Source organism: Aliagarivorans taiwanensis DSM 22990, assembly GCF_000429505.1.
Classification (GTDB): domain Bacteria; phylum Pseudomonadota; class Gammaproteobacteria; order Enterobacterales; family Celerinatantimonadaceae; genus Aliagarivorans; species Aliagarivorans taiwanensis.
Map to the genome: position 1 here is coordinate 85,603 of NZ_AUBZ01000019.1, position 21,473 is coordinate 107,075.

Below are 21,473 nucleotides of genomic sequence, written 5' to 3' on the forward strand. Positions count from 1 at the left end.
AGCAGCGGGAAAAAGCTTTGCTTAGATTGCGGCTGTATCAAGCAAGTAAAACAGGCATAAAAAAGGTTCATCGCGGATCTCCGGGGAATGCCGCTTTTATCTTCAAAAAGAAATACTCGGTATCTCGATAGCCGTAGGCCATTCGCTTCATCAGTTTGATCTTGTTGTTCATCCCCTCTAGTCGACAAGTGTGGAGGGGATGGGTCGCTGATGCGACGATGCCGGGGAGGTATGGCTCTAACTTGTTGGCAAAGCGCATTAATGGCTCGACTCCACTTTCTTGCACCTGTTGCCACCATACATTCCATAAGCCTCGCGCTGTTTCTTCGTCTTTGCAGTACCAAAGCTCTTTGAGTTGTTCTTTGAGCAGATAAACCACCATCAATGAGCGATTGGCATCGAGCAGTTCATCCAGGTAGCTTTGTTGCTTGTCGCTCATGTTGGTTCTGTTTTTCAGCAGCACCCAACGACTGCGCTTTACTCGCTGCCGAGCCTTCTTATCGCCCTTGAGTTCATTGGCACAGTCAACGCGCACACGGTCGATTACCTCTCGTCCATACTTGGCGATGACATGGAATAGGTCGTACACGACTTGGGCATTTGGGCAGTATTCCTGCACCTCCAAGTCGAACGCTGTATTCATGTCCATAGCTACAGCTTCGATGTTCTCACAGTGCTCACCCAACATGTCGAAAAAGGGTCGGATTGCTGCCCGGCTTCGGCCCTCGCCAATCCAGAGCACCTGGTGCGTATCGGCATCGGCGATGACCGTTGCATAGCGATGCCCCTTAAACAGCGCGAATTCATCCATCACTAAGCGTCGTACCTGCCCTCATTTAGGCTCAAGGACTTCCCGTCTGAGTCGAGCTTTATCCAACTCTTTGACGGTGTGCCAATGCAGTCCGACCAACTGAGCTAAGTGCTTAATCGGCAGAAGCGGGCACAACGATTGAACGAAATTAGCGAGGCGCTCAGTGATACGGGAAAAGGGCTTTAACCATGAAATATGTTCAGTGCGCGTACCGCACTGATGGCAGAGCAGACGTCGTACAGGAACCATTAGGGTGACCGGGTAATCCAGGATGGTGCGTTCAGATATACGCCGGATGGAGGTGTCGTGAATGCGCTGAGCTTCGGCTCCACATTGACACAGCGGACGAGAGGTTGGGGTTAGGTGGATCGTGAGGGAGCGGTCGTGTTGCTCAATATGGGATGGCTTAAAGCCTTCCCACAGCTCGATTGGAAAGGTAAGATTCGACATCGAAAACGGCTGGTTGGTTACGGGGTTTGTTTGGCGACATCACTTTAACGAGACTGTAGATAAAACTGTGTAACTGCCTATCATTGCAGCCAGTAATGGCTAAGGATAGGCAACATGAATAAAGAACAACTCGAAGCCTTCGCTCGCGAAGCCGCCAAAGCGATCAAATCTGAGGGCGACCTCAACGACTTTCGACAGATGCTCACCAAGGTTACTGTCGAGGCAGCCCTTAATGCTGAGCTGGATGACCACCTAGGTTATGACAAGCACCAGCCTTCGGAGTCGAGTAATAGCCGCAATGGCTATACCAGCAAGACCTTGCGTACCGAAGATGGCTCCGTGGATATCAACACCCCACGCGACCGTGATGGCAGCTTTGCGCCCCAACTGGTCAAGAAACAGCAGACCCGCTTCACATCTATGGATGACAAGATCCTCAGCCTGTATGCCAAAGGCATGACCACCCGCGAAATCGTCTCTACCTTCAAAGAGATGTACGATGCAGATGTATCAGCTAGCCTGATTTCCAAAGTCACCAATGCGGTAATCGAGCAGGTTGTTGAATGGCAATCCCGCCCGTTAGACGCAATTTACCCCATTGTTTATCTGGACTGTATCGTCATCAAAATTAGGCAAGATAAGCGGGTTATCAACAAAGCGGTTTATCTGGCTCTGGGGATCAATCTCGATGGTTAGAAAGAATTGCTGGGCATGTGGCTATCTGAAAACGAAGGGGCTAAGTTCTGGCTTAATGTGCTTACCGAGCTTCAAAATCGCGGTATAAACGATATTCTGATTGCCTGTGTGGATGGCTTAAAAGGCTTTCCAGACGCCATCAATGCGGTCTTCCCTGAAACACAAATTCAGTTGTGTATCGTCCACATGGTACGCAATTCGATGAAGTACGTGCCTTGGAAAGACTACAAGGCGGTGACGGCGGATCTCAAACAGATTTATCGCTCATCCACAGAAGAGGAAGCCCTGGTGGCACTCGACCAGTTCAGCGGGCGCTGGGACGATAAATACCCACAAATCAGCCGCAGCTGGCGTGCCCATTGGAACAACCTCAATACACTGTTCAGTTACCCTGATGACATACGCAAAGCGATCTACACCACTAATGCCATTGAATCCCTCAATAGCGTGATCCGCAAAGCCATCAAGAAGCGCAAGCTGTTTCCCTCAGATGACTCAGCCATGAAAGTTATCTATTTAGCTATTATGGACGCTTCAAAGAAATGGACGATGCCGATAAGGAATTGGAAAGCGGCCATGAACCGATTTATGATTGAGTTCGAAGACCGCTTGAAAGATTTCGTTTAACTCCGGCAGTTACACAGAGTTATTTACAGGGTCACTTTAACCTATCCAGTCGTTTTCGTATCTATTACCCGCTAATCTGCGAAGAACCATAAAAAAAGCCACTCCGAGGAGTAATGCCGCTCGTTTAAGGACGAGTGGCATTTTTGTTGGGGTACTTTGCTGCTTTTTTCAAGACAGCCCTTGGATAAGCCGGTCTTTTACGCTTTTTCGGTAAGATAAGCCTTTTGCCATTATCTCTCAGGTTTTTGAGGTTCTTCGGTATGGCCCCCGGGCTTCGCCCATCACTTCATATGAACTCGTCCATTATCATGAACAGTGCATTAATGAAGCTAATCCTCAGAGGCTCAACCTTGTGCTGCTCCGCCATAAGCGCCATTTCTAACCTGACAATGTTGTAGCTAGTAAGAATCCCCCACACCTCCTGGTAGACACCTTCCTCTTTCTTGCTTCTCAGGGTGGGCTTATTTTGAAGCTGATACTGCTTGAGTTCCCCATATCCTCGCTCAATCTCCCAGCGCTGCCAATATACGCCAACTAAGTCCTCAAACGGATAGGATTTAGGACACAGGCAGGAAGTGATAAAGCCTTTGATTTCACCTTTGGGTGATGGAATAAGGATGAGCCGGGCTTGCCAAGTATCACCCAGATAAGGCGCTTGTTTTTTGGCTTGCGGGGACACCGGTAACGTGATGATGTGGTCATAGTCTGAGAAGGTTTCCACTACCTCGTAGCGCATTTTTGATTTAATGGGTGTCAACCAGTGTGTGTTTTCCCCTGCTCCCTGCCAACTGCTAAACAGCTCTGCGGAGAAGAAGCCTCTATCGAATAATGTCAGGGAGTTCTCAGGGGCTGAGCCGACAAGTTGCTGAGCATAAGAAATCTCACTGTGAGAGACCGGGCCGAATGCTGCATCAGACAAGATATGACTGCGTGTAGACATAAGAGTGACGGCTAAGACAGAGGGAAATGACGCTGATTTTTGTGCAAAACCAAATGCTTGGTTCTCTTGTGTGTTGTGAGTTTTGAAATGGGTGCCATCAACACTAAGTAGTTTCAATCCGCAGGCATAGTCAAACTCGTGGAGCTTCTCCCAATGAGCGGCGGTGGTTTTAAAGAGGTAGCGCATTGGGTCAGCCCCCAGGCGCTCTTTACCGGCAATGATACTACTTGTTGCTAACGGGGCGGTTTGACCATCAGCATCAGGAAATGCCAGTTCGAGTTTGTCACACACATCCTGAATGGAGCGGTTTCGCTGCAAGCCTATCCCAAGTACCAGCCATACCGCTTGCTCGGCGGGAAACCGCCGGTTTCTGAGCGAGGCCCGCCCGGTTTGCTGGACTGCTTCGCTGACCCATTCACAGGGAATATGTTTAGCGAACGCATCGATGTGACGTTCTTGGCAGAACTCTGCGGTAACGTGTAACTCTTTGGAAAATTCAGACATAAAAAATCGGCCGCAACACAGGTTGCGACCGATTATGAAGCCCTTAAAAGATCGTTCAACTAACTTAAACGATCGGCATTACTCCGAGGAGTGGCTTAGATTTATCAAGTTAGTCGATTATTGCGAACACTCTTGAACGATGAAATCGCCAACCAAACCGCTTTCCAGGCTTGGGTCGATGGTCATCTTGAATGACCAAGTACCAGAGCCCAACGAAATCGTGTTGTTAGACTGGCCACCATCGCCGCGAGTCACCTGGTATGGAAGCTCTGCTTCGATGCCCATTGGGCTGCCATCGCTGTTGGCTACGAAGAATTGGCTACCCCAGTTGTCGCTACCATCGGCAATCTTGAACTGAATGCTACCACTGTAATCGAACACTGCTTGGTAGATTTCCATACCATCAGCATCATCGCCTTTGTAGAGCATTTGATAGGTGTCATTTGGCCCCCAATCGCTCAAGTCACCTCGTACATAGTGAGGGTCCAGAGAACCGCCGGTTGCTGGAGGTAGGTTCTCACATGATGCCGCACCCTCTTCGAAGGTCACGCTTACAACAGGGTTGTCGGTGTTGCTCGCGTCGAATACGAAGTGGTAAATACCGGCTTCTGTGAAGTTCGCTGCAAAGTTGCTGGTGCCGCCCACTTCAGAATTACAAGTGGTTACGCCGCTTTCCAAGGTCAACTCCGCATCGCCATCACAGCCTTCAAACTTGGTTTCCCAACCTTCGGTCGCAACGACTACACCATACTCAGCAAACAGACCATTACCGTCGTAGTTAAAGGTGACCTTGTACTTGCCATTCGAGTCGAAAGTCAGTGGTAGTTGGTTATCCCACATGCCTTGAACACCGCGCAAGTAGAACGGGGTGTTACCAAATGGCGGGATCTCCGAGAGGTCTTTGTTGCTCATATCCACTGGCAAACCAGCACTGCGAGCACCGTCGCGAGGCATAACAAATACCGCACTGGTCAAGGCAGGAACACTGAAGGTCTCGCTAGCGAAGCTGGCACCTTGTACCACGCTGTCAGCAGAGATCTGCTGTACTTCATGCAGCTCAAAGCCAGTTGCACCTTCAATCTCGAAGTCTTGGGTTTGCGCAGTTGCGTTGATAACCACCACGATGGCATCGACGTTTTCATCCAGATCTTCACCGGCACCAGTACCGTTGTCGATAGACATTACGATAAGGTTGGCAACCTGATCTTGGCCCACGTTGCGGAAGTCAACGCGTGCTTTAACCTCAGCTTCGGTTTGCAAGCGGAACAGCTTGCTGCTGTTACGAATAGCCAGCATCTCGATGAACTGCTCTTTGGTCAGCTCGATATCTCGGGTCGCAGGCTCGTTGGTTGCATCAGCAATGATCCGCTTGATCAGATCCCAGTTTTCACCGTCTTTATCTTCACGAGGCAGACCAACGTTCCAGTTGTTGTCGCTGTAGTCGAAGCGTACTCGGTTGAACCAGTCACCTGAGTCATAAGAATCACGCTGCATTGACTTAGAACGCAGGATCTCAGAGCCCATGTGGATAAATGGAATGCCTTGACCATACATCACGGTAGACAGTGCCACGCTTTGCATACGTGCACGATCAGCCGGTGAGGTGTTCGCCGCGGCTTTATACGCATTGTTGTCCCAAAGGGTCTGGTTATCGTGCTTAGACACGTACGAGATATTCTCTGAAGGATTCAGCGTGTAACCCGCAGGCGCGCCATTGTAATCCACGTCTTGACCACGTTTGGTTCTGCCCAGTGAATCCAGCAAGATGAACTCACGCAAGTTACCGGCCATACCTACACGGATAAGGTCTTGGCCATGCAGCAGACCTGCGTTGAACTTGTCTAAGTCGTCACCGGCCAAGTCTTCGTTAAGCTCGTTCAAGGTCGAAGCGTTGGCAAAGCCCTGAGTCTGACGAATGCCGTCTTGGCTATCAAACGGGCTACCACCGCGAACCGCGTCACGCAAACGGTCAGAGAAGGTGCCGATCTCGGTGCCAGCCATCTCCCACTGGGTCGCTTGGGTAAAGCGCGCGTTGTTGGATACTTCACCAAAGTCCCAGCCTTCGCCGTAGAACAAGGTGTCCTCATCGATGTCACGAACTGCAACCAGTGCGTCAACCATCAGGTCTTTAGGTTGGTGACCCATCAAGTCGAAACGGTAGCCGTCGACATTGTAGTGCTCAGACCAGGTAACCAGAGAGTCGATCATGAGTTTACCCATCATCAGATTCTCGGTTGCGGTGTTGTCACAACAGGTCGAGGTTTCTACACCACCGGTGTTTACGTTTAGGCGGTGGTAGTATCCGGGGACAATCTTATCCAGTACTGATTTGTCGTTCACACCTGATGCATTGGTGTGGTTGTAGACCACGTCCATTACCAGCTTCAGGCCCATATCATGAGTGGCTTGCACCATTTCACGGAATTCCAGGATACGGGTAGTACCGTGTGCATTGGTGGCATAGCTACCTTCTGGCACGGTGTAGTGGAACGGATCGTAACCCCAGTTGAAGCTATCTAGATCGCGGATGTCGTTCATCAGCGCTTGGGCATCGCCAGTGCTAGGATCGTAGCCGTAGAGGATGTCTTCGATAACGTCGCCATCACTGGCTGAGCCACAAATGCTCGCGCTAGGCTTGATACCACACAGCTTACCGACGGTATCGGTAATATCGACCTGCATATCCGGGTCTTCGTTTACCGTGGCGATATCGAAGGCAGGCAGGATGTGTAAGGTGGTTAGACCCGCATCCTTAAGCTCTTGCAGGTGAGTCACCGACTCACGCTCACTTTCGGTCAGCGCTAGATACTTACCGTTGTAGGAGACCGAACCCAGGCTATCGCTGACACTGAAATCGCGCAGGTGCGATTCATACAGAACATGGTCAACATCATGCTCCAGAGTTGGGCGGTTTTCACCCCAACCTGCTGGGTAAAGTGCAGGGTCTTCTAAGTCAACCACTTGCGAGTGCGTTGAGTTCTCCGACAGACTCAGTGAGTAAGGGTCAGTCACCATCACCGTTTCAACACGCTTGGTGGTGGGGTGATAAACCGTCACTTCGTACTTGTAGAACTTGCCAACCACGCCGTCTTGAGTCACCGACCAGATGCCGTTAGCATCTTCTTCCATTTGCAGAGATGGCGCAGTACTGTATGCACTCAGGTCATCGTCGTACAGGAATACACGCACGTTCTGCGCGGTAGGTGCCCACAGCTTGAAGGTCACTTCGCTGCCGTTAAGAACAGCGCCCAGCTCTTCGTTGATCGCACCGCCTTTGCCTTCGCCATCGGCTTCAACATAGGCAACGTCAATCACACCCGGTTTTTGAACCTGAGTGGCTGCAATCACTTCGCCATCGGCGTTGTAGGCGAATACTACGATCTGGCTCTTAAGGATTTGCTTAAGTACCGCATCATCAACCTCAATGCTGGCCGCCGGCATATCTTTTAAGTGGGGGAAGCGGGCTTTAGCCGCATCAGAGATAGCACCTTCGCTCAAGCTAACAACGGTACCACCAGTGACTTCTTTGGTTTCAGAGTTCAGCGCAATGCCGTTTTCAGGGTCGTAGCGCAGCTCATAACTGGCGGCGTTGGCTACATCCATCCAGGCGATGGTGCCCTTGTCCAGCCAGTGGGCTTTTTGGCCATCGATGGCCACTGGGCGCTCTTCAATCGGGAAGTAGTAAAGCTCGCTGCTGCCATGGAAGCCAAACAAGCCTTTACTTTCATCCATTTCATCAAGCAAGAAGCTCATGTCGCCGCCGCCAAACGGACGGTCGTCGCCTTTGTGCATGATGAAGTTAATACAGTTGTGTGGCGGTGCCGGCTCGTACTTGATGACGTAGTAAGCACCGTAGGTTTCACTGAAGCCGGTCGCTTGTGCAGGTTCATCCCATGCCGTGCCACCATCGGGCAAGCCCATCGCAGCCAGATCGGTGCTTTCACAGCCATTACCGTTCCACAGGTGCAGACCGTAGCCTTCATAGGCATCGGTATCTACTGCACGAGAGTGAGCTTCATCGCGCTTGTAGTAGATAACAACTTCGTTTTCAGCAGCCTCATAGAGTCCTTCGATGGTGTCACCACCGCCACCACCGCTGCCACCACTGCCACCACTGCCACCACAGGCAGCAATCAGCGCAGAAGCTAGCACCGGAGCGGTAAGCTTGAACAGCTTACTAATTTGCATTTCCATTATTAGCCTTTCCTTTCATTAATGAATCAGAGACGTGTGATCCGCTCTTACTTTCCATTCCTGCCTGATTTTTATGTGCAGGATGCTCAATAACTTAGGGAATCTGGGACTTGCTAACCGTGATCAACGTAGTTGTTTGTCAGGCAAAGATATTTGTGCTGTTACTTTTCGATTACTTTGTGAAGGCATTCAAGAATAATATCCTTGAAAGCATTTTCAAAAGCTTCCATGAAAGGCTTTTCAAAGTCGCTTGCAGAATTTTATGCTGGATGTTGCAAGTAGAGGGCTTAAAATGAAAAAAGCACGCTACATGCGTGCTTGTCGGGTAAAAAGAGAGTAAAAACAGCGGCTAGTCGTTAAGGCCAAGTACGTCGCGCATGTTAAACAAACCGTGCGGTTTGTCTTGCAGCCACACCGCTGCGCGCACCGCGCCATTGGCAAAGGTCATGCGGCTGGAGGCCTTGTGGGTGATCTCTACACGCTCACCGATGTCGGCAAACATCGCGGTGTGCTCGCCCACTAAATCACCGGCGCGGATAGTAGCAAAGCCGATGGTTTCACGGTCACGCTCACCGGTAATGCCCTCACGGCCATATACCGCGACTTTGGACAGGTCGCGCCCCAGGGTATCGGCAATCACCTCACCCATGCCGAGCGCGGTGCCTGATGGCGCATCTACTTTATGGCGGTGGTGGCCTTCGATGATCTCGATGTCGGTGTAATCACCCATCACCTTGGCGGCGGTTTCTAGCAGTTTGAATACCAAGTTCACCCCTACGCTCATGTTCGGTGCAAACATGATGGCAATGTCTTCGGCTGCATCAGCCAGCTGGGCTTTTTGCTCTTCGGTGAAGCCGGTAGTACCAATGACCATCTTCACTTGATTGGCACGCGCCCATTTCACATGGGCCAGGGTGACCTGCGGGCTGGTAAAATCGATGATCACATCGATATCACCTTGAATGCTGTCCACACTGTCGGCCACCTGCACATCCAGCTTGCCCAAGCCAGCCAGCTCGCCCACGTCGGTGCCAATAAGGCTTGAGCCAGGGCGTTCGGTAGCACCTGCAATCACCGCTTGCTCATGGTTGCTGACCGCTTCCAACAAGTTTTTCCCCATACGGCCGTTACAGCCAACGACTGCAACCCTAGTCTGCGCCATGCTACATCCTCTTGTAGTGAATCATTGATAAGCGCTGACTATAACAAAGCGCCCAATAGAAAACGAGCCAGCAAGCGCTGACTCGTTGAACCGACTCAGTGTGGAAAGCTAGGCGCTAAGCCGCTTCGCCCTTACCCACCAGACGAGGCTTAACTGACTTCTTCTTGCCTTCGGTCTGCGCCGGATTGCGCTGGCGTTCATACAAGAACTTAAGCACCTGCGATCGGTAGTGGTTGTACTCGGCGTTATCGGCCAGCTCAACCCGATTGCGCGGGCGCTCCAGCTCAACCTTGAGGATCTCGCCGATAGTAGCTGCCGGGCCATTGGTCATCATCACGATGCGATCGGAGAGCAGTACGGCTTCGTCTACATCGTGAGTAATCATAATCACCGTGTTGTTCAGCTCTTGTTGGATCTCCATTAGCGAGTCTTGTAAGTGCGCACGGGTCAATGCATCCAAGGCGCCAAAGGGTTCGTCCATCAGCAGCACCTTGGGTTGCATGGCCAGTGCCCGAGCGATCCCCACCCGCTGCTTCATCCCGCCGGAGATCTCATCCGGGCGTTTGTGCATGGCGTGGCTCATATGCACTAGCTCGAGGTTATGCTCGATCCACTCATGCATCTCACTGCGGTTAAGCTTGCCTTTGAAGACCTCTTTAACCGCCAGCTCGACGTTTTGATAGGCGGTTAACCATGGCAGCAGGCTGTGGTTTTGGAACACCACCGCGCGATCTGGGCCCGGCTCACTGACCTCTTTGCTCTCCAATACCACACCGCCTTCTGTTGCCCCATAAAGGCCGGCTACAATGTTCAGCACGGTGGACTTACCGCAGCCAGAGTGACCAATCAGCGAGATAAACTCCCCCTTGGCAATCTTTAAATCAACCCCTTGCAAGGCACGGAATGGACCATTCTTGGTGGGAAATTCAATCCCCACATGGTCAATATCTAGATAATGCGACATGCCAAAACTCCTATTAGCGGGCGCCTTCAGGCGTTGAATGAGAAATTACTTTTTGCAGGCTAAGCATCAGCCAATCGAGGATGTAGCCGATGATGCCGATAACAATCACCGCCACCATGATTCGCCCCAGTGAGTTGGAGCTACCGTTTTGGAACTCGTCCCATACGAACTTACCAAGTCCGGGGTTCTGCGCCAGCATCTCGGCGGCAATCAATACCATCCAGCCAATACCCAGTGAGATCCGCAGACCGGTGAAAATCATCGGCAAGGAAGCCGGAATCGCAATCTTGGTCACTTGCTTGGTCCAGTGCAGACGAATCACTCGACCAACGTTCAGCCAATCTTTGTCGATAGACGCCACCCCAATGGCGGTGTTAATCAAGGTGGGCCACATGGAACACAGGGTCACGGTGATCGCCGAGGTCACGAAAGATTTAGAGAACATAGGGTCTGAGCTGACATACACCGCACTGACCACCATGGTAACAATCGGCAGCCACGCCAGTGGCGAGACGGGTTTTAGCACCTGAATAAGTGGGCTGACTGCAGAATACAGCCGCTTGTTTAGGCCACAGGCAACACCTAAGGGGATGGCAATCAGGCTGCCCAGAACAAAGCCAGTAAATACGGTGTACAGGCTGGTAAATATTTGATTAAAGAAGGTGGGTTTGCCGGTATAGGGGCGGATCTTCACCACCGCATCGGGGTTGGCGGCCAGCTTCTTGGCGTTACGCGCTTCTTGGCGCTCGTAGAAGGCGACCTCTTTCTCCCGCTCCTCTTTGTGCTCTGCCACCAAGCCATGGTACTGCTCTAGCACCTGCGATGGCCCGGGCAACTGGCCCAAGCTGGTTTGCACATTGGCAGCAGACACGCTCCACAACAGCAAAAACGCCACAATGGCGATAAGCGGCAGGCCGAGCTTTTCAAACAAGTCCTGAAACTGTTGTTTGGGGTTCTCACCTGATGCAAGGCGAACTATCGGTACCATCGGGGTAAGCCCAAAGGTTTCCAGTGAGTGAATTAACTTATCTTTCATCTCGACAACTCCTTATATAGCAGGCCGCAGGTGCGGCCTGCCGATTCTCCAATGCGCTCTCAAACGACAAGGGCATGTTAGATTTGTTGTTCGCCTTTCAAACCAATTGAGAACTTCTCGAGATACTCGTTTGGCTTGCTGCCATCGTAGGTCACACCATCGATAAACTCGGTTTGCGGTGGTTTAAAGCCGCTTTCGCTATCGAAATCAGGGAAGTCTTTAGCATCCATCACCCCTTCGGCGATCAGCTCTTTCGCTGCCTCGGCGTAGATGTCTGGGCGGTATACCTTCTTGGCGATATCCATGTACCAGGAATCAGGCTTGTGCTCAGAGATCTGGCCCCAACGGCGCATCTGGGTTAGGTACCAAATCGCATCGCTGTAGTAGGGGTAGGTTGCGTTATAACGGAAGAACACGTTGAAATCGGGGATCTCACGCTTATCGCCCTTCTCGTACTCAAAAGTGCCGGTCATAGAGTTGGCGATAACATCGTAGTCAGCACCTACGTATTGGCTCTTCGACAGGATGCGTACGGCTTCTGGGCGGTTTTTGTTGTTCTCTTCATCCAGCCATTTGGCTGCACGGATCATCGCTTTCACGACCCGAATGTGGGTTTTAGGATACTCATCAGCCCACTGCTTGCTCACGCCGAAGACTTTCTCAGGGTTGTCTTTCCAGATCTCGTAGTCGGTAATCACTGGCACACCGATGCCTTTAAACACCGCTTGTTGGTTCCACGGTTCGCCCACGCAGTAGCCGTAGATGGTGCCAGCTTCCAAGGTGGCCGGCATCTGCGGTGGTGGTGTTACCGACAGCAGCGCATCGGCATCGATTTGGCCCGAGGTATCACCCTTGTGCGGCGCGTAGTAGCCCGGGTGAATACCACCAGCGGCTAGCCAGTAACGTAGCTCGTAGTTGTGGGTTGATACTGGGAACACCATGCCCATGTTGAATGGCTTACCTTGGTCTTGGTAAGACTCTACAACCGGCTTGAGGTAGTCGGCTTTAATCGGGTGGACGGGCTTGCCGTCTTCGTGAGGGATATTGGGCTTCATCTGTTCCCAAATCTCATTGGACACTGTGATGCCGTTACCATTAAGGTCCATGCTGAAGGCAGTAACAATGTGCGCTTGGGTACCAAAACCAATGGTTGCACCCAGCGGTTGACCCGCTAGCATGTGCGCGCCATCCAGCTCACCGGTGATTACCCGGTCCAGCAGAACCTTCCAGTTGGCCTGCGCTTCTAGCTGTACGTATAGCCCTTCATCTTCGAAGTAGCCTTTTTCATAGGCAATGGCCAGTGGGGCCATGTCGGTCAGTTTGATAAAGCCAAACTTCAGGTCTTCCTTTTCCGGCTCACCGAGTTCGGCATAAGCTGCACCGCTTACTGCCAGCATTACGCCGCAGGCTAGCGCACTACGTTTCAGGCTTGTTCCGAGCTTTTTGATTGAGTCGTTTTGCATTCCGTGCTCCTGATCTTGGTCACTTGGACGATGATTGATATCTCGAATGGAGTAGTGCCAAGCTTGTGCCAAGATCGGGATCACATTTTTTTAAAACGCGGAATCAGACACTTAGGAAATTTATTACCTCCAAAGTGGTAACAATATTTTTTCAATAAATTCACTATGTTAGAACACACATGCACCTCTTTGGCGCACTTAATTGGAGATGAATTACCCCCTTCTATTGCAAAAACTGATACCTCAAGCATCCAAAGCAAATGCGTAGAACCCAGCATTTTGTTTAGCGCAGCGCAGCAGATACAAAAAGGGCGTGCTAAGCACGCCCTTTCACACCATCATCAGCACTAGGCCGGATGGAGAGTCAGGTTGTTACACCAACCGCGGCGCAGATAGTGACGCGCAGCAAGCGTTAACTTAGTCAGTTCATCACTGAACAGCGCCAGGTAGCACAGGTAGAACGGCCACTCACCGATAAACGCGCCGTACGCAGTAACTGGAATACCCACCAACCACATACCGATAAAGTCGGTACGCAGGCAGAACAGGTTCTCACCGCCCGCCCGCAGGATGCCGTGAATCAGCATCATATTGAGCATGCGTACCCACAGACCCATCGCCAAGATCAGCATCACCGGCCGTGCCATCGGTAACATCTCGGGGCTATCTAAGTGCAACCAGCCGAGCAGTACGTCCAAGTTAAAGAACACCACCAAGCCCACCACCAAGCTGCCAATAAAGGCCGACAGTAGGAACTGGCCAGAGATGTGCTCAGCGCGCTCAAACTCACTGCGCCCCAGCGATTGACCAATCAGCACCGCACAGGCGGTCGCCAAGCCAAAGAACAGCGAGTAACACAGGCCTTCGAACGGCGCCAACATGCTGAAGATGGCCAGCTCAGTGGTACCCATGCGACCAAAGATGATCTGCAACATCAGGGTACCCATGCCCCAGCCCAGCAAGTTGATCACTTGTGGCACCGCCAAACGGCGGTATTTGCTATGCAAAAGCTTAGGCTCGCTATCTTCTTTAGCAGTAACCAACCAGTGTTGCACCCGACGCACATACACCCAGTAGATCGCAACGTTCACCACGCGGGCAATCACGGTGGCCAACGCGGCACCTTTCACACCCATCGCGGGCACACCGAACAAGCCGTTAATCAGCACGTAGTTCAGCGAGATGTTCAGCACGATCACAAAGCTGGACACCCCCAGTGGCAACCAGCTTTGGCCAGTTGAACGCAATGCCGCTTCTTGGTTGATGATCACGTGGGTCAACAACAGGATCGGCAAACTGGTGATCAGGTAATCGCGACCAAAGGCAATTACCTGCGCATCGGTGGTTTGCGCGTTCATCATTAACTCAGCACCCAAGCCTACCAACAGGGTGATCGGCACAAACAGCCAGATACCCACTTTAAGTGCCAGTTTACTTACCGCCTTTGCATCACCAGCGCTGCCTTTCCCCCAATACTGGGCGATCAAGGTACCGCTGGCGTTGGCCAATCCTGCCATAATCATAATCATTACAAAGTGCCAGCGGCTGGCAGCGCCCACCGCAGCAGTGGCCGCCTCACCAAGACCGGCCACCATGATTACGTCTGCCATTCCTAGGCAAGCAACTAATGCGTTATGAATTGCCACTGGCAGGGCAATCTTAACGATGTTTGACAAAAAGCTTGTCTGATTTATAGCTACAGAATGTGACATGGCTCACTCCTCAATTCATGCCGCTAATGTACGTTTTGCGGCAAAATACAACATGTCAAAACAGCGCATAAAGATGTTAAAAACGATCATTGGTTAAAAATGGACAGACAACTTCAAGAACTTGTATACCTCTCGCCCCAGTGTAAAGAACGTTTTATTACCCAAGAAGGGGTACCTGAGTTTTCGCGCCAAGGCATTCATATGGCAGGTATCGCCGAGCTGTTTGACGAGTACTATGTGGAACGTAGCAAGCCAGAGCACCACACCCTTATCTTCACCCTAACCGGTCAAGGCCAGCTGCGAGGGATGGAGGTGGAGGAAGTGATAAGCGCGCAAACCCTCACTGTACTTCCAGCTGGGCAAGGTTTTCGCTTCGATCTGGACCAATATCAGGAACAGCCCCAGTGGCAGATAGCCTGGCTGTTGATCGACCCGCTCACCAGCAAGCTGCCCATCGCCAAGTTCAACCAGCAGGTCCAGCACTACCCGTTAAGCGAGCAGATCTGGGCACTACTCAGCATGCTGTTCCACGATATGCAGCATCGCCCGAAGCAGCGCAGCAAGTGGGTCAATGAGCTCAACGGCTTTTTGCAACGGGCGCTGGTATCGAACACCGAGGATCATGGCTCGAAAGAGCGGGTGATGGAGGTATTTAGTCAGGTGGAGGCGCAGCTACACCAAGATTGGAGCGTGGCCCGTATTGCCGCGCTCAGTTACCTTAGTGAGGTGCAGCTGACCCGGCTATGTCACCAGCTCTATCAGCGCTCGCCCCGGCAAAGGCTGATCCAGCTGCGTATGGAGAAGGCTGCTGAACTGCTGCGTTATAGCCAGTGGAATATCGGCTATATCGCCAGCCTGCTTGGCTATAGCGACCCCTACAACTTCTCGCACCGCTTTCGTCGCTACCATGGGGTATCGCCCCGTCAGTTTCGGCAGGCGCAAGAATAACAGCTGCGGGCTGCGGGCTGCGGGCTGCGGGCTGCGGGCTGCGGGCACATAATAGTATGTGCCCGCTATCACTTAGCAATCTTCTGCTAGGAAGCCGCCAGTTTGGTGAGCCCATAACTGGGAGTAGATCCCGCCGCTTTCAACCAACTGCGAATGGGTGCCCTGCTCGACAATCGCGCCTTTGTCCAACACGATAAGTCGGTCCATCGCCGCAATCGTTGATAGTCGGTGGGCAATCGCAATCACCGTTTTACCTTCCATCAATTGATTCAGGCTGCTTTGAATGGCGGCTTCTACTTCCGAGTCCAGCGCAGAGGTGGCTTCATCCAGCACCAAAATGGGTGCGTTCTTTAATAGCACCCGGGTAATCGCAATCCGCTGCCGTTGCCCGCCAGAGAGCTTCACACCACGCTCGCCCACATGGGCATCGTAGCCTGTGCGGCCCTGCTGATCGCGCAGCCCCATAATAAACTCATGGGCTTCGGCCTGTTTGGCGGCGGCAATCATCTGCTCTTCAGTTGCACCGGGGCGACCGTAGAGGATGTTGTCGCGCACCGAGCGGTGTAGCAGCGAGGTATCTTGGGTCACCATACCGATTTGGGCGCGCAGGCTATCTTGGGTCACCTCGGAGATGTTCTGGTCATCAATCAAGATGCTGCCGCTTTCCACATCGTGAAAACGTAGCAGCAGGTTCACCAAGGTGGTTTTGCCTGCCCCCGAGCGCCCTACCAAGCCAATCTTCTCACCCGGCTTAATCTTAAGATCGAGATGGTCAATCACTCCCGACGCTTCACCATAGTGAAAGCCGATATCTTGGTAGTGGATGCCCGCGGTGCTTACCTTCAGGTCTTTGGCGTTGTCGACATCGACGATATCTTGCGGGCGCGACAAGGTCTCCATGCCATCGGCCACCGAGCCAATGTTTTCAAACAGCGCGCCAATCTCCCACATGATCCACTGGGCCATACCGTTGAGACGCAGACACAACGCGATGGCAATCGCGATCGCCCCCACCGAGATGGCGCCATGCATCCACAGGTAGATAGAGAGCGTGGCAATACCGAAGGTCAGCAGATAGTTTGCCATCTGCACCGCCATATTCAGCCCAGTTACCAAGCGCATCTGCCGATACACCGTATCGAGAAACTCGTCCATCCCGGCTTGGGCATAATCGGCCTCGCGGGATGAATGGGCGAACAGCTTCACCGTGGCGATATTGGTGTAGCTGTCCACTACCCGGCCAGTCATCAGCGAGCGAGCGTCCGCCTGCTCCTCGGCCACTTTCTTCAGGCGCGGTACAAAGTAGAACTGGGCAGCGAGGTACACCGCCAGCCAAATCAACAGTGGCCACACCAAACGAGCATCGGCCTGCGCCACCAACACCAGCATCGAGCCAAAGTAGACCAGCACATAGACCAGCACATCCAGCAGCTTCATCACCGCCTCACGCACCGATAGCGCTGTCTGCATCATCTTGGTGGCGATGCGCCCGGCAAAATCATTGGCAAAGAAGCCGACGCTTTGGCGCAGCAGGTAACGGTGCGCCGACCAACGGATCGCCATCGGGTAGTTGCCCAGCAGCGATTGATGGATCAGCAGTGAGCCCAACAAGGTCAGCAGCGGTAAACCCACTACCAGAATTCCCCCCATCAGCCAGAGGGTGTTGGCTTCTTCAGCCAGGAAGGTGCTCGGGTCTTTATCGCCCAGCCAATCCACCAGTTGGCCCATAAAGCCAAACAGCGCTACCTCAAAGATTGCAATCAAGGCAGTGGTAAACGACATCAGCAGCAGCGGTTTCTCCATCCCGCGGCTGTAGTAACGACAAAACTGATACAAGCCCTTGGGAGGCTGGGTCGGGGCGTCGCCGGGATAAGGCTCAGTTATCCGCTCAAAAAAACCTAACATGAGAGAATCCTCATTGGATAAAAGAAACTGGACAAAAAGAGAGCAATAGGAAGAACTGCTACTTTACCCCATCAGGCCCAGTGCTGACTACGTTTGTGGCAAAAATGGCGAGGATTATCTGGTCTTCCCTTCTGCCGACGTCATCTAACCAAGTGTGAGATATATCGCATTTTTAGGGGCTTCCGCGTATTATTCCCCGACCCCGCCGCCACGAGTGGGGAAAGAACAATATTTGGGAAAGAAAATGAAATTGAAAATCACCGCAGCCATGTTGGCTGGTGCCGCCTTACTGAGCGGTTGTGCCAACACCCAAGCACCCGCCATGGGCGAAGCCGAATTCTGTCAAGCCACTCTGGCAATGGCCTTTAACCGCGATGCCGCCGCGATCAGCGTAGAGCAGCTAGAAGAGTACTGGCGCGTTGACTACCAGCGTCCAAACGGCAAGCTCAGCCAGCACCGCTGTAAAGTCGAAGGCGAGCAAGTAATCTGGGGCAACTACCCAGACGGCCGCTGGCGCGACATGGAGTTTGACGCCAACTACAGCTACGCCATCGAAGGCAATGAGCTGGTCATCACCGAACAAGGCCGCAGCGGCGAGAAGCAGCAACGCTTCAGCTTCTAAACGTTAGCACTTCTAAGTTAGCCACTAACTTGCAACAACGCCGCAATAAAAAACGCCGCTAATCAGCGGCGTTTTGTGTATTTAAATGCAGCGAACGCTTACTCTTCCACGCCCTTGCTCTTCAGGAACTCTTCATAGGTCCCTTGGAAGTCATTGATACCCTCTGGGGTGATCTCCAGAATGCGGGTCGCCAAGGATGAAACAAACTGACGGTCGTGGCTCACGAACAACAGCGTACCTTCGTATTGCTCCAATGCCATGTTCAGCGATTCAATCGATTCCATATCCATGTGGTTGGTTGGCTCATCCATCAGCAGGATGTTGGGCTGTTGCAAGATAAGCTTACCGAACAGCATGCGCCCTTGTTCACCACCGGAGATAACCTTCACCGACTTCTTGATCTCGTTTTGCGAGAACAACATACGGCCGAGGGTACCGCGAATAACCTGTTCGTCATCGCCTTCTTTGGCCCACTGCTGCATCCAATCGAACAGGTTCATATCCTTATCGAAGTCGTCAGCATGGTCTTGGGCGTAATAACCGATGTTATTATTCTCAGACCACTTAAACTCACCCTGCTTCTGCTCGAGCCTGCCCGCCAAGGTGTGCAATAGCGTCGATTTGCCCACACCGTTCTGGCCGATAATCGCGACACGCTCGCCCACTTCAATCAGCAGGTTCAGCTCTTTAAACAGCAGCTCATCATAGCCTTGTGCCAGTTGGTTCACTTCCAGCGCGTTACGGAACAGCTTCTTGCTTTGGTCAAAACGGATGAATGGGTTCTGACGGCTCGAGGCTTTTACTTCGTTCAGCTGGATCTTATCGATCTGCTTGGCGCGCGAGGTAGCCTGCTTGGCCTTCGATGCGTTGGCCGAGAAACGCGCCACAAACTGCTGCAGCTCGGCGATCTGCGCCTTCTTCTTAGCGTTGTCGGCCAGCATACGAGCACGGGCGGCGGTCGCTGCAGCCATATACTCATCATAGTTACCCGGGTAAACGCTTAGCTCGCCGTAGTCCAAGTCAGCCATATGGGTACACACCGAGTTAAGGAAGTGGCGGTCGTGCGAGATGATTACCATGGTGCAGTTACGCTCGTTCAGCACCTCTTCCAACCAGCGGATGGTATCGATATCCAAGTTGTTGGTCGGTTCGTCGAGCAGCATTACATCGGGGTCAGCAAACAGTACCTGCGCCAATAGCACACGCAGTTTCCAACCGGGCGCGACTTCACTCATCAGGCCGTAGTGCTGCTCCAGTGGAATACCCACACCCAGCAGCAACTCACCAGCTCGCGCTTCCGCCGAGTAGCCGTCCATCTCGGCAAACTGGGTTTCCAAGTCGGCCACACGCATGCCGTCTTCTTCGCTCATTTCCGCCATGGCGTAGATGCGGTCACGCTCAGCTTTAATCTCCCACAGCTCACTGTGACCCATGATCACGGTATCCACCACCGAGAACTCTTCGTAGGCAAACTGATCCTGATTCAGCTTAGCCATACGCTCGTTCGGGTCGAGCTTCACGGTGCCAGCGCTTTGCTCCAGCTCGCCGCTCAAGATCTTCATAAAGGTCGACTTACCGCAGCCATTGGCGCCAATCAAACCATAGCGATTTCCCTCGCCAAACTTAACCGAGATATTTTCAAATAAGGGTTTCTCACCAAATTGCATGGTGATATTCGCTGTCTGGATGATAAGCCTTCTCCCGCTGTAGTAACTAAAAGGCGCTATTGTCAGCACCTTGCCTTTGTCGACACCAAAAAAGTGCGCGCGGAGTATAGCAGGAAATGTGAGCAGCATCACGCTTCACTTCTGCAGGGCAAAACAGCCAATACAGGAAGCCTTTGCCTAAAACACCGTCAATTTGCGCAAACTTTAACTTTTCTGTTACCTGAGTTAGAATGCTGCTCAAATATCGCGGCCAACGACCTAAATATGGTTCAACCGCGAACACTTTAAGCCTCAGGAAGAGCTTCCAACTACGGAAGCTCTTTTTTTTGGAGTAAATTATGGCACAAACACTAACAACCAACCTCCGCCTAACCTTAGCTGTAGGGTTAAGTGCTCTCCTCGCTGCATGTAACTCTTCAGAGACAGTCAATGAAAATCCACAGCTACGTTTTGTTGCCGAGCAAAGTGATTTAAGCGGCTACTGCGAACTACCCGATTTAGAGATCTTGGTTCACACACCCGAAGGCGAATATCACAACACTCTGCGCACAAACAACAGCGGGCTCGTGTCACTAACGGATATCCCTCAGCAACATCTTGCTACCGTTGCGCCACACCTCACCAATCACACCGAAGGTGTAATGGAGTTTATTTCCGAACAACAGGAAGCACTGATTAAACTCAGCGCAAGTGGTGGCGACTACTCCATTGGCACCTATGTTGAAAACTACCCTGGCGAACTGGGTAACTGTTATGACTACCCCAAGCTAACCGTTCAAGTGGAAAACCCGGACAACCTTCTCACTGACCCTCAAATTAGGAATGGCTACATCGAGTTAGCTCAAGATGTGCCCGGCATTGTGGTCTATGAGCAATACGATGATAACACCGGTATGTTCTCAGCTAGTGGCTATGTCTCCCGAGATCAGCTAAGTCAGGATGAAGTGTTGGTGTTAAGTGACATTCCTTTAGTCACAAGAGAACCGTTTAACCTTACCCTTGAGGCTGAACTATCGTTTATCGCGCAAGGACCATTTACCAACGGCTATCAGTTTTCGCAAAAGTTTGCTGACTTTTTGCAAGCTGGTGCCCATCAACTTTCGACGTTCACTGATCCATTGCAAAGCCACCTAGCTGCAGTGCAGTTCGAAGATGATGATGGGCAAAACATCACTCACGTTAAAAATTGGCTTAACACAGACCAAGACGTAAATGTGCCAGACTTAAGCACGCCTGAGTTTCAGCTGATTGATGTCAGCCCTGATGCTATTACCTACCAGCTCGATGGCTTAGAGCCAGAGCTAGTCGTTGCAGGCCTGCACTTTAAAGCAACTAACGAAAATGGTGAGGAAGCGTCTTACTATCAATACGTACTGCTGCTAAGTAATAGTGGAACTATCGTACTACCCAAGGTTGATCCGCTCCGGTAGTTTTGGACACCACGCTAAGCGAGTAAAATCGTTTAACGAGGTGAACAATGACATCAAAAACCAAACGCCAAACCTATACAGCTGAGTACAAAGCTGAAGCCCTTAAACTGGCAAAAATCAAAGGGGTAAGCGCCGCCGCTAAAGAGCTCGGAATATACGAATCTCAACTCTACAACTGGCGTAGCGCTGCTGAGAAGAAAACGAACACCACCCAGCGCGAAGCTGAGCTCGCGGCTGAAGTGGCGCGACTCAAACGCCAACTCGCAGAGCAAACAGAGGACCTCGCCATTCTAAAAAAGGCGGCTACCTACTTCGCGAAAAATCAAAAGTGAGCCGCTTTGA

The 21,473-nt window shown here is 52.0% G+C and carries 12 protein-coding genes and 3 pseudogenes; 5 read left to right on the forward strand and 10 right to left on the reverse strand.

The annotated features are described in order from the left end of the window. Positions 1-67 precede the first annotated feature (67 nt). Positions 68-1,261, reverse strand: a pseudogene (locus G462_RS22460) (ISL3 family transposase). Between the two features lie 114 nt (positions 1,262-1,375). Here G462_RS22460 and G462_RS22465 point away from each other — a divergent pair. After that, positions 1,376-2,584 (forward strand): annotated as a pseudogene (locus G462_RS22465) (IS256 family transposase). Between the two features lie 286 nt (positions 2,585-2,870). On the opposite strand, the gene G462_RS22470 reads toward G462_RS22465, so the two are convergent. From G462_RS22470 to G462_RS0110560, 7 genes are all read right to left on the reverse strand, one after another. Continuing rightward, complete coding sequence (locus G462_RS22470) at positions 2,871-4,028, reverse strand: IS4 family transposase (RefSeq protein ID WP_211234212.1); 1,158 nt, start codon at positions 4,026-4,028, stop codon at positions 2,871-2,873. Positions 4,029-4,145: 117 nt separating this feature from the next. Beyond that, entirely contained in the window at positions 4,146-8,222 is a 4,077-nt protein-coding gene (gene pulA, locus G462_RS0110530; RefSeq protein ID WP_026958962.1) for a pullulanase-type alpha-1,6-glucosidase, read from the reverse strand. A gap of 349 nt (positions 8,223-8,571) precedes the next feature. Continuing rightward, positions 8,572-9,384, reverse strand: a complete 813-nt coding sequence (dapB, locus tag G462_RS0110540) for a 4-hydroxy-tetrahydrodipicolinate reductase (RefSeq protein ID WP_026958964.1) — start codon at positions 9,382-9,384, stop codon at positions 8,572-8,574. Between the two features lie 115 nt (positions 9,385-9,499). Then, positions 9,500-10,348, reverse strand: coding sequence for an ABC transporter ATP-binding protein (locus G462_RS0110545; RefSeq protein WP_026958965.1), 849 nt, complete (start codon positions 10,346-10,348; stop codon positions 9,500-9,502). Between the two features lie 13 nt (positions 10,349-10,361). Next, positions 10,362-11,384 carry an ABC transporter permease gene (locus tag G462_RS0110550; protein ID WP_026958966.1) on the reverse strand — a complete coding sequence of 341 codons (1,023 nt, stop codon included), beginning with the start codon at positions 11,382-11,384 and terminating at the stop codon, positions 10,362-10,364. Positions 11,385-11,461: 77 nt separating this feature from the next. Then, positions 11,462-12,781: a CmpA/NrtA family ABC transporter substrate-binding protein gene (locus tag G462_RS0110555; protein ID WP_245579552.1), complete on the reverse strand. Its 1,320-nt coding sequence runs from the start codon at positions 12,779-12,781 to the stop codon at positions 11,462-11,464. 413 nt (positions 12,782-13,194) lie between these two features. Continuing rightward, on the reverse strand, positions 13,195-14,559 hold the full coding sequence (locus G462_RS0110560) for an MATE family efflux transporter (RefSeq protein ID WP_026958968.1): 1,365 nt from the start codon (positions 14,557-14,559) through the stop codon (positions 13,195-13,197). Between the two features lie 99 nt (positions 14,560-14,658). Between G462_RS0110560 and G462_RS22475 the strand changes: the two genes are divergently transcribed. Next, entirely contained in the window at positions 14,659-15,507 is an 849-nt protein-coding gene (locus tag G462_RS22475; protein WP_035477472.1) for a helix-turn-helix transcriptional regulator, read from the forward strand. Positions 15,508-15,579: 72 nt separating this feature from the next. Here G462_RS22475 and G462_RS0110570 read toward each other — a convergent pair whose 3' ends face one another. Beyond that, on the reverse strand, positions 15,580-17,412 hold the full coding sequence (locus G462_RS0110570; RefSeq protein WP_026958969.1) for an ABC transporter ATP-binding protein: 1,833 nt from the start codon (positions 17,410-17,412) through the stop codon (positions 15,580-15,582). Positions 17,413-17,656: 244 nt separating this feature from the next. On the opposite strand from G462_RS0110570, the gene G462_RS0110575 reads away from it, so the two are divergent. Next, complete coding sequence (locus tag G462_RS0110575; RefSeq protein ID WP_026958970.1) at positions 17,657-18,034, forward strand: hypothetical protein; 378 nt, start codon at positions 17,657-17,659, stop codon at positions 18,032-18,034. A 98-nt stretch (positions 18,035-18,132) separates the two neighbouring features. Here G462_RS0110575 and G462_RS0110580 read toward each other — a convergent pair whose 3' ends face one another. Continuing rightward, positions 18,133-19,725, reverse strand: coding sequence for an ABC-F family ATPase (locus tag G462_RS0110580; protein ID WP_026958971.1), 1,593 nt, complete (start codon positions 19,723-19,725; stop codon positions 18,133-18,135). 314 nt (positions 19,726-20,039) lie between these two features. Here G462_RS0110580 and G462_RS0110585 point away from each other — a divergent pair, with 314 nt between their 5' ends. Continuing rightward, on the forward strand, positions 20,040-21,131 hold the full coding sequence (locus G462_RS0110585; protein ID WP_026958972.1) for a hypothetical protein: 1,092 nt from the start codon (positions 20,040-20,042) through the stop codon (positions 21,129-21,131). 47 nt (positions 21,132-21,178) lie between these two features. Beyond that, a pseudogene (locus G462_RS0110590) lies at positions 21,179-21,473 on the forward strand (transposase); the annotation flags it as partial.

Excerpts from the sequence above, each read along its gene's own strand:
- G462_RS22470 (WP_211234212.1), bottom strand. The coding sequence starts at position 4,028 with ATGTCTGAATTTTCCAAAGAGTTACACGTTACCGCAGAGTTCTGCCAA.
- pulA (WP_026958962.1), bottom strand. The coding sequence starts at position 8,222 with ATGGAAATGCAAATTAGTAAGCTGTTCAAGCTTACCGCTCCGGTGCTA.
- dapB (WP_026958964.1), bottom strand. The coding sequence starts at position 9,384 with ATGGCGCAGACTAGGGTTGCAGTCGTTGGCTGTAACGGCCGTATGGGG.
- G462_RS0110545 (WP_026958965.1), bottom strand. The coding sequence starts at position 10,348 with ATGTCGCATTATCTAGATATTGACCATGTGGGGATTGAATTTCCCACC.
- G462_RS0110550 (WP_026958966.1), bottom strand. The coding sequence starts at position 11,384 with ATGAAAGATAAGTTAATTCACTCACTGGAAACCTTTGGGCTTACCCCG.
- G462_RS0110555 (WP_245579552.1), bottom strand. The coding sequence starts at position 12,781 with ATGCTGGCAGTAAGCGGTGCAGCTTATGCCGAACTCGGTGAGCCGGAA.
- G462_RS0110560 (WP_026958968.1), bottom strand. The coding sequence starts at position 14,559 with ATGTCACATTCTGTAGCTATAAATCAGACAAGCTTTTTGTCAAACATC.
- G462_RS22475 (WP_035477472.1), top strand. The coding sequence starts at position 14,659 with ATGGACAGACAACTTCAAGAACTTGTATACCTCTCGCCCCAGTGTAAA.
- G462_RS0110570 (WP_026958969.1), bottom strand. The coding sequence starts at position 17,412 with ATGTTAGGTTTTTTTGAGCGGATAACTGAGCCTTATCCCGGCGACGCC.
- G462_RS0110575 (WP_026958970.1), top strand. The coding sequence starts at position 17,657 with ATGAAATTGAAAATCACCGCAGCCATGTTGGCTGGTGCCGCCTTACTG.
- G462_RS0110585 (WP_026958972.1), top strand. The coding sequence starts at position 20,040 with ATGGCACAAACACTAACAACCAACCTCCGCCTAACCTTAGCTGTAGGG.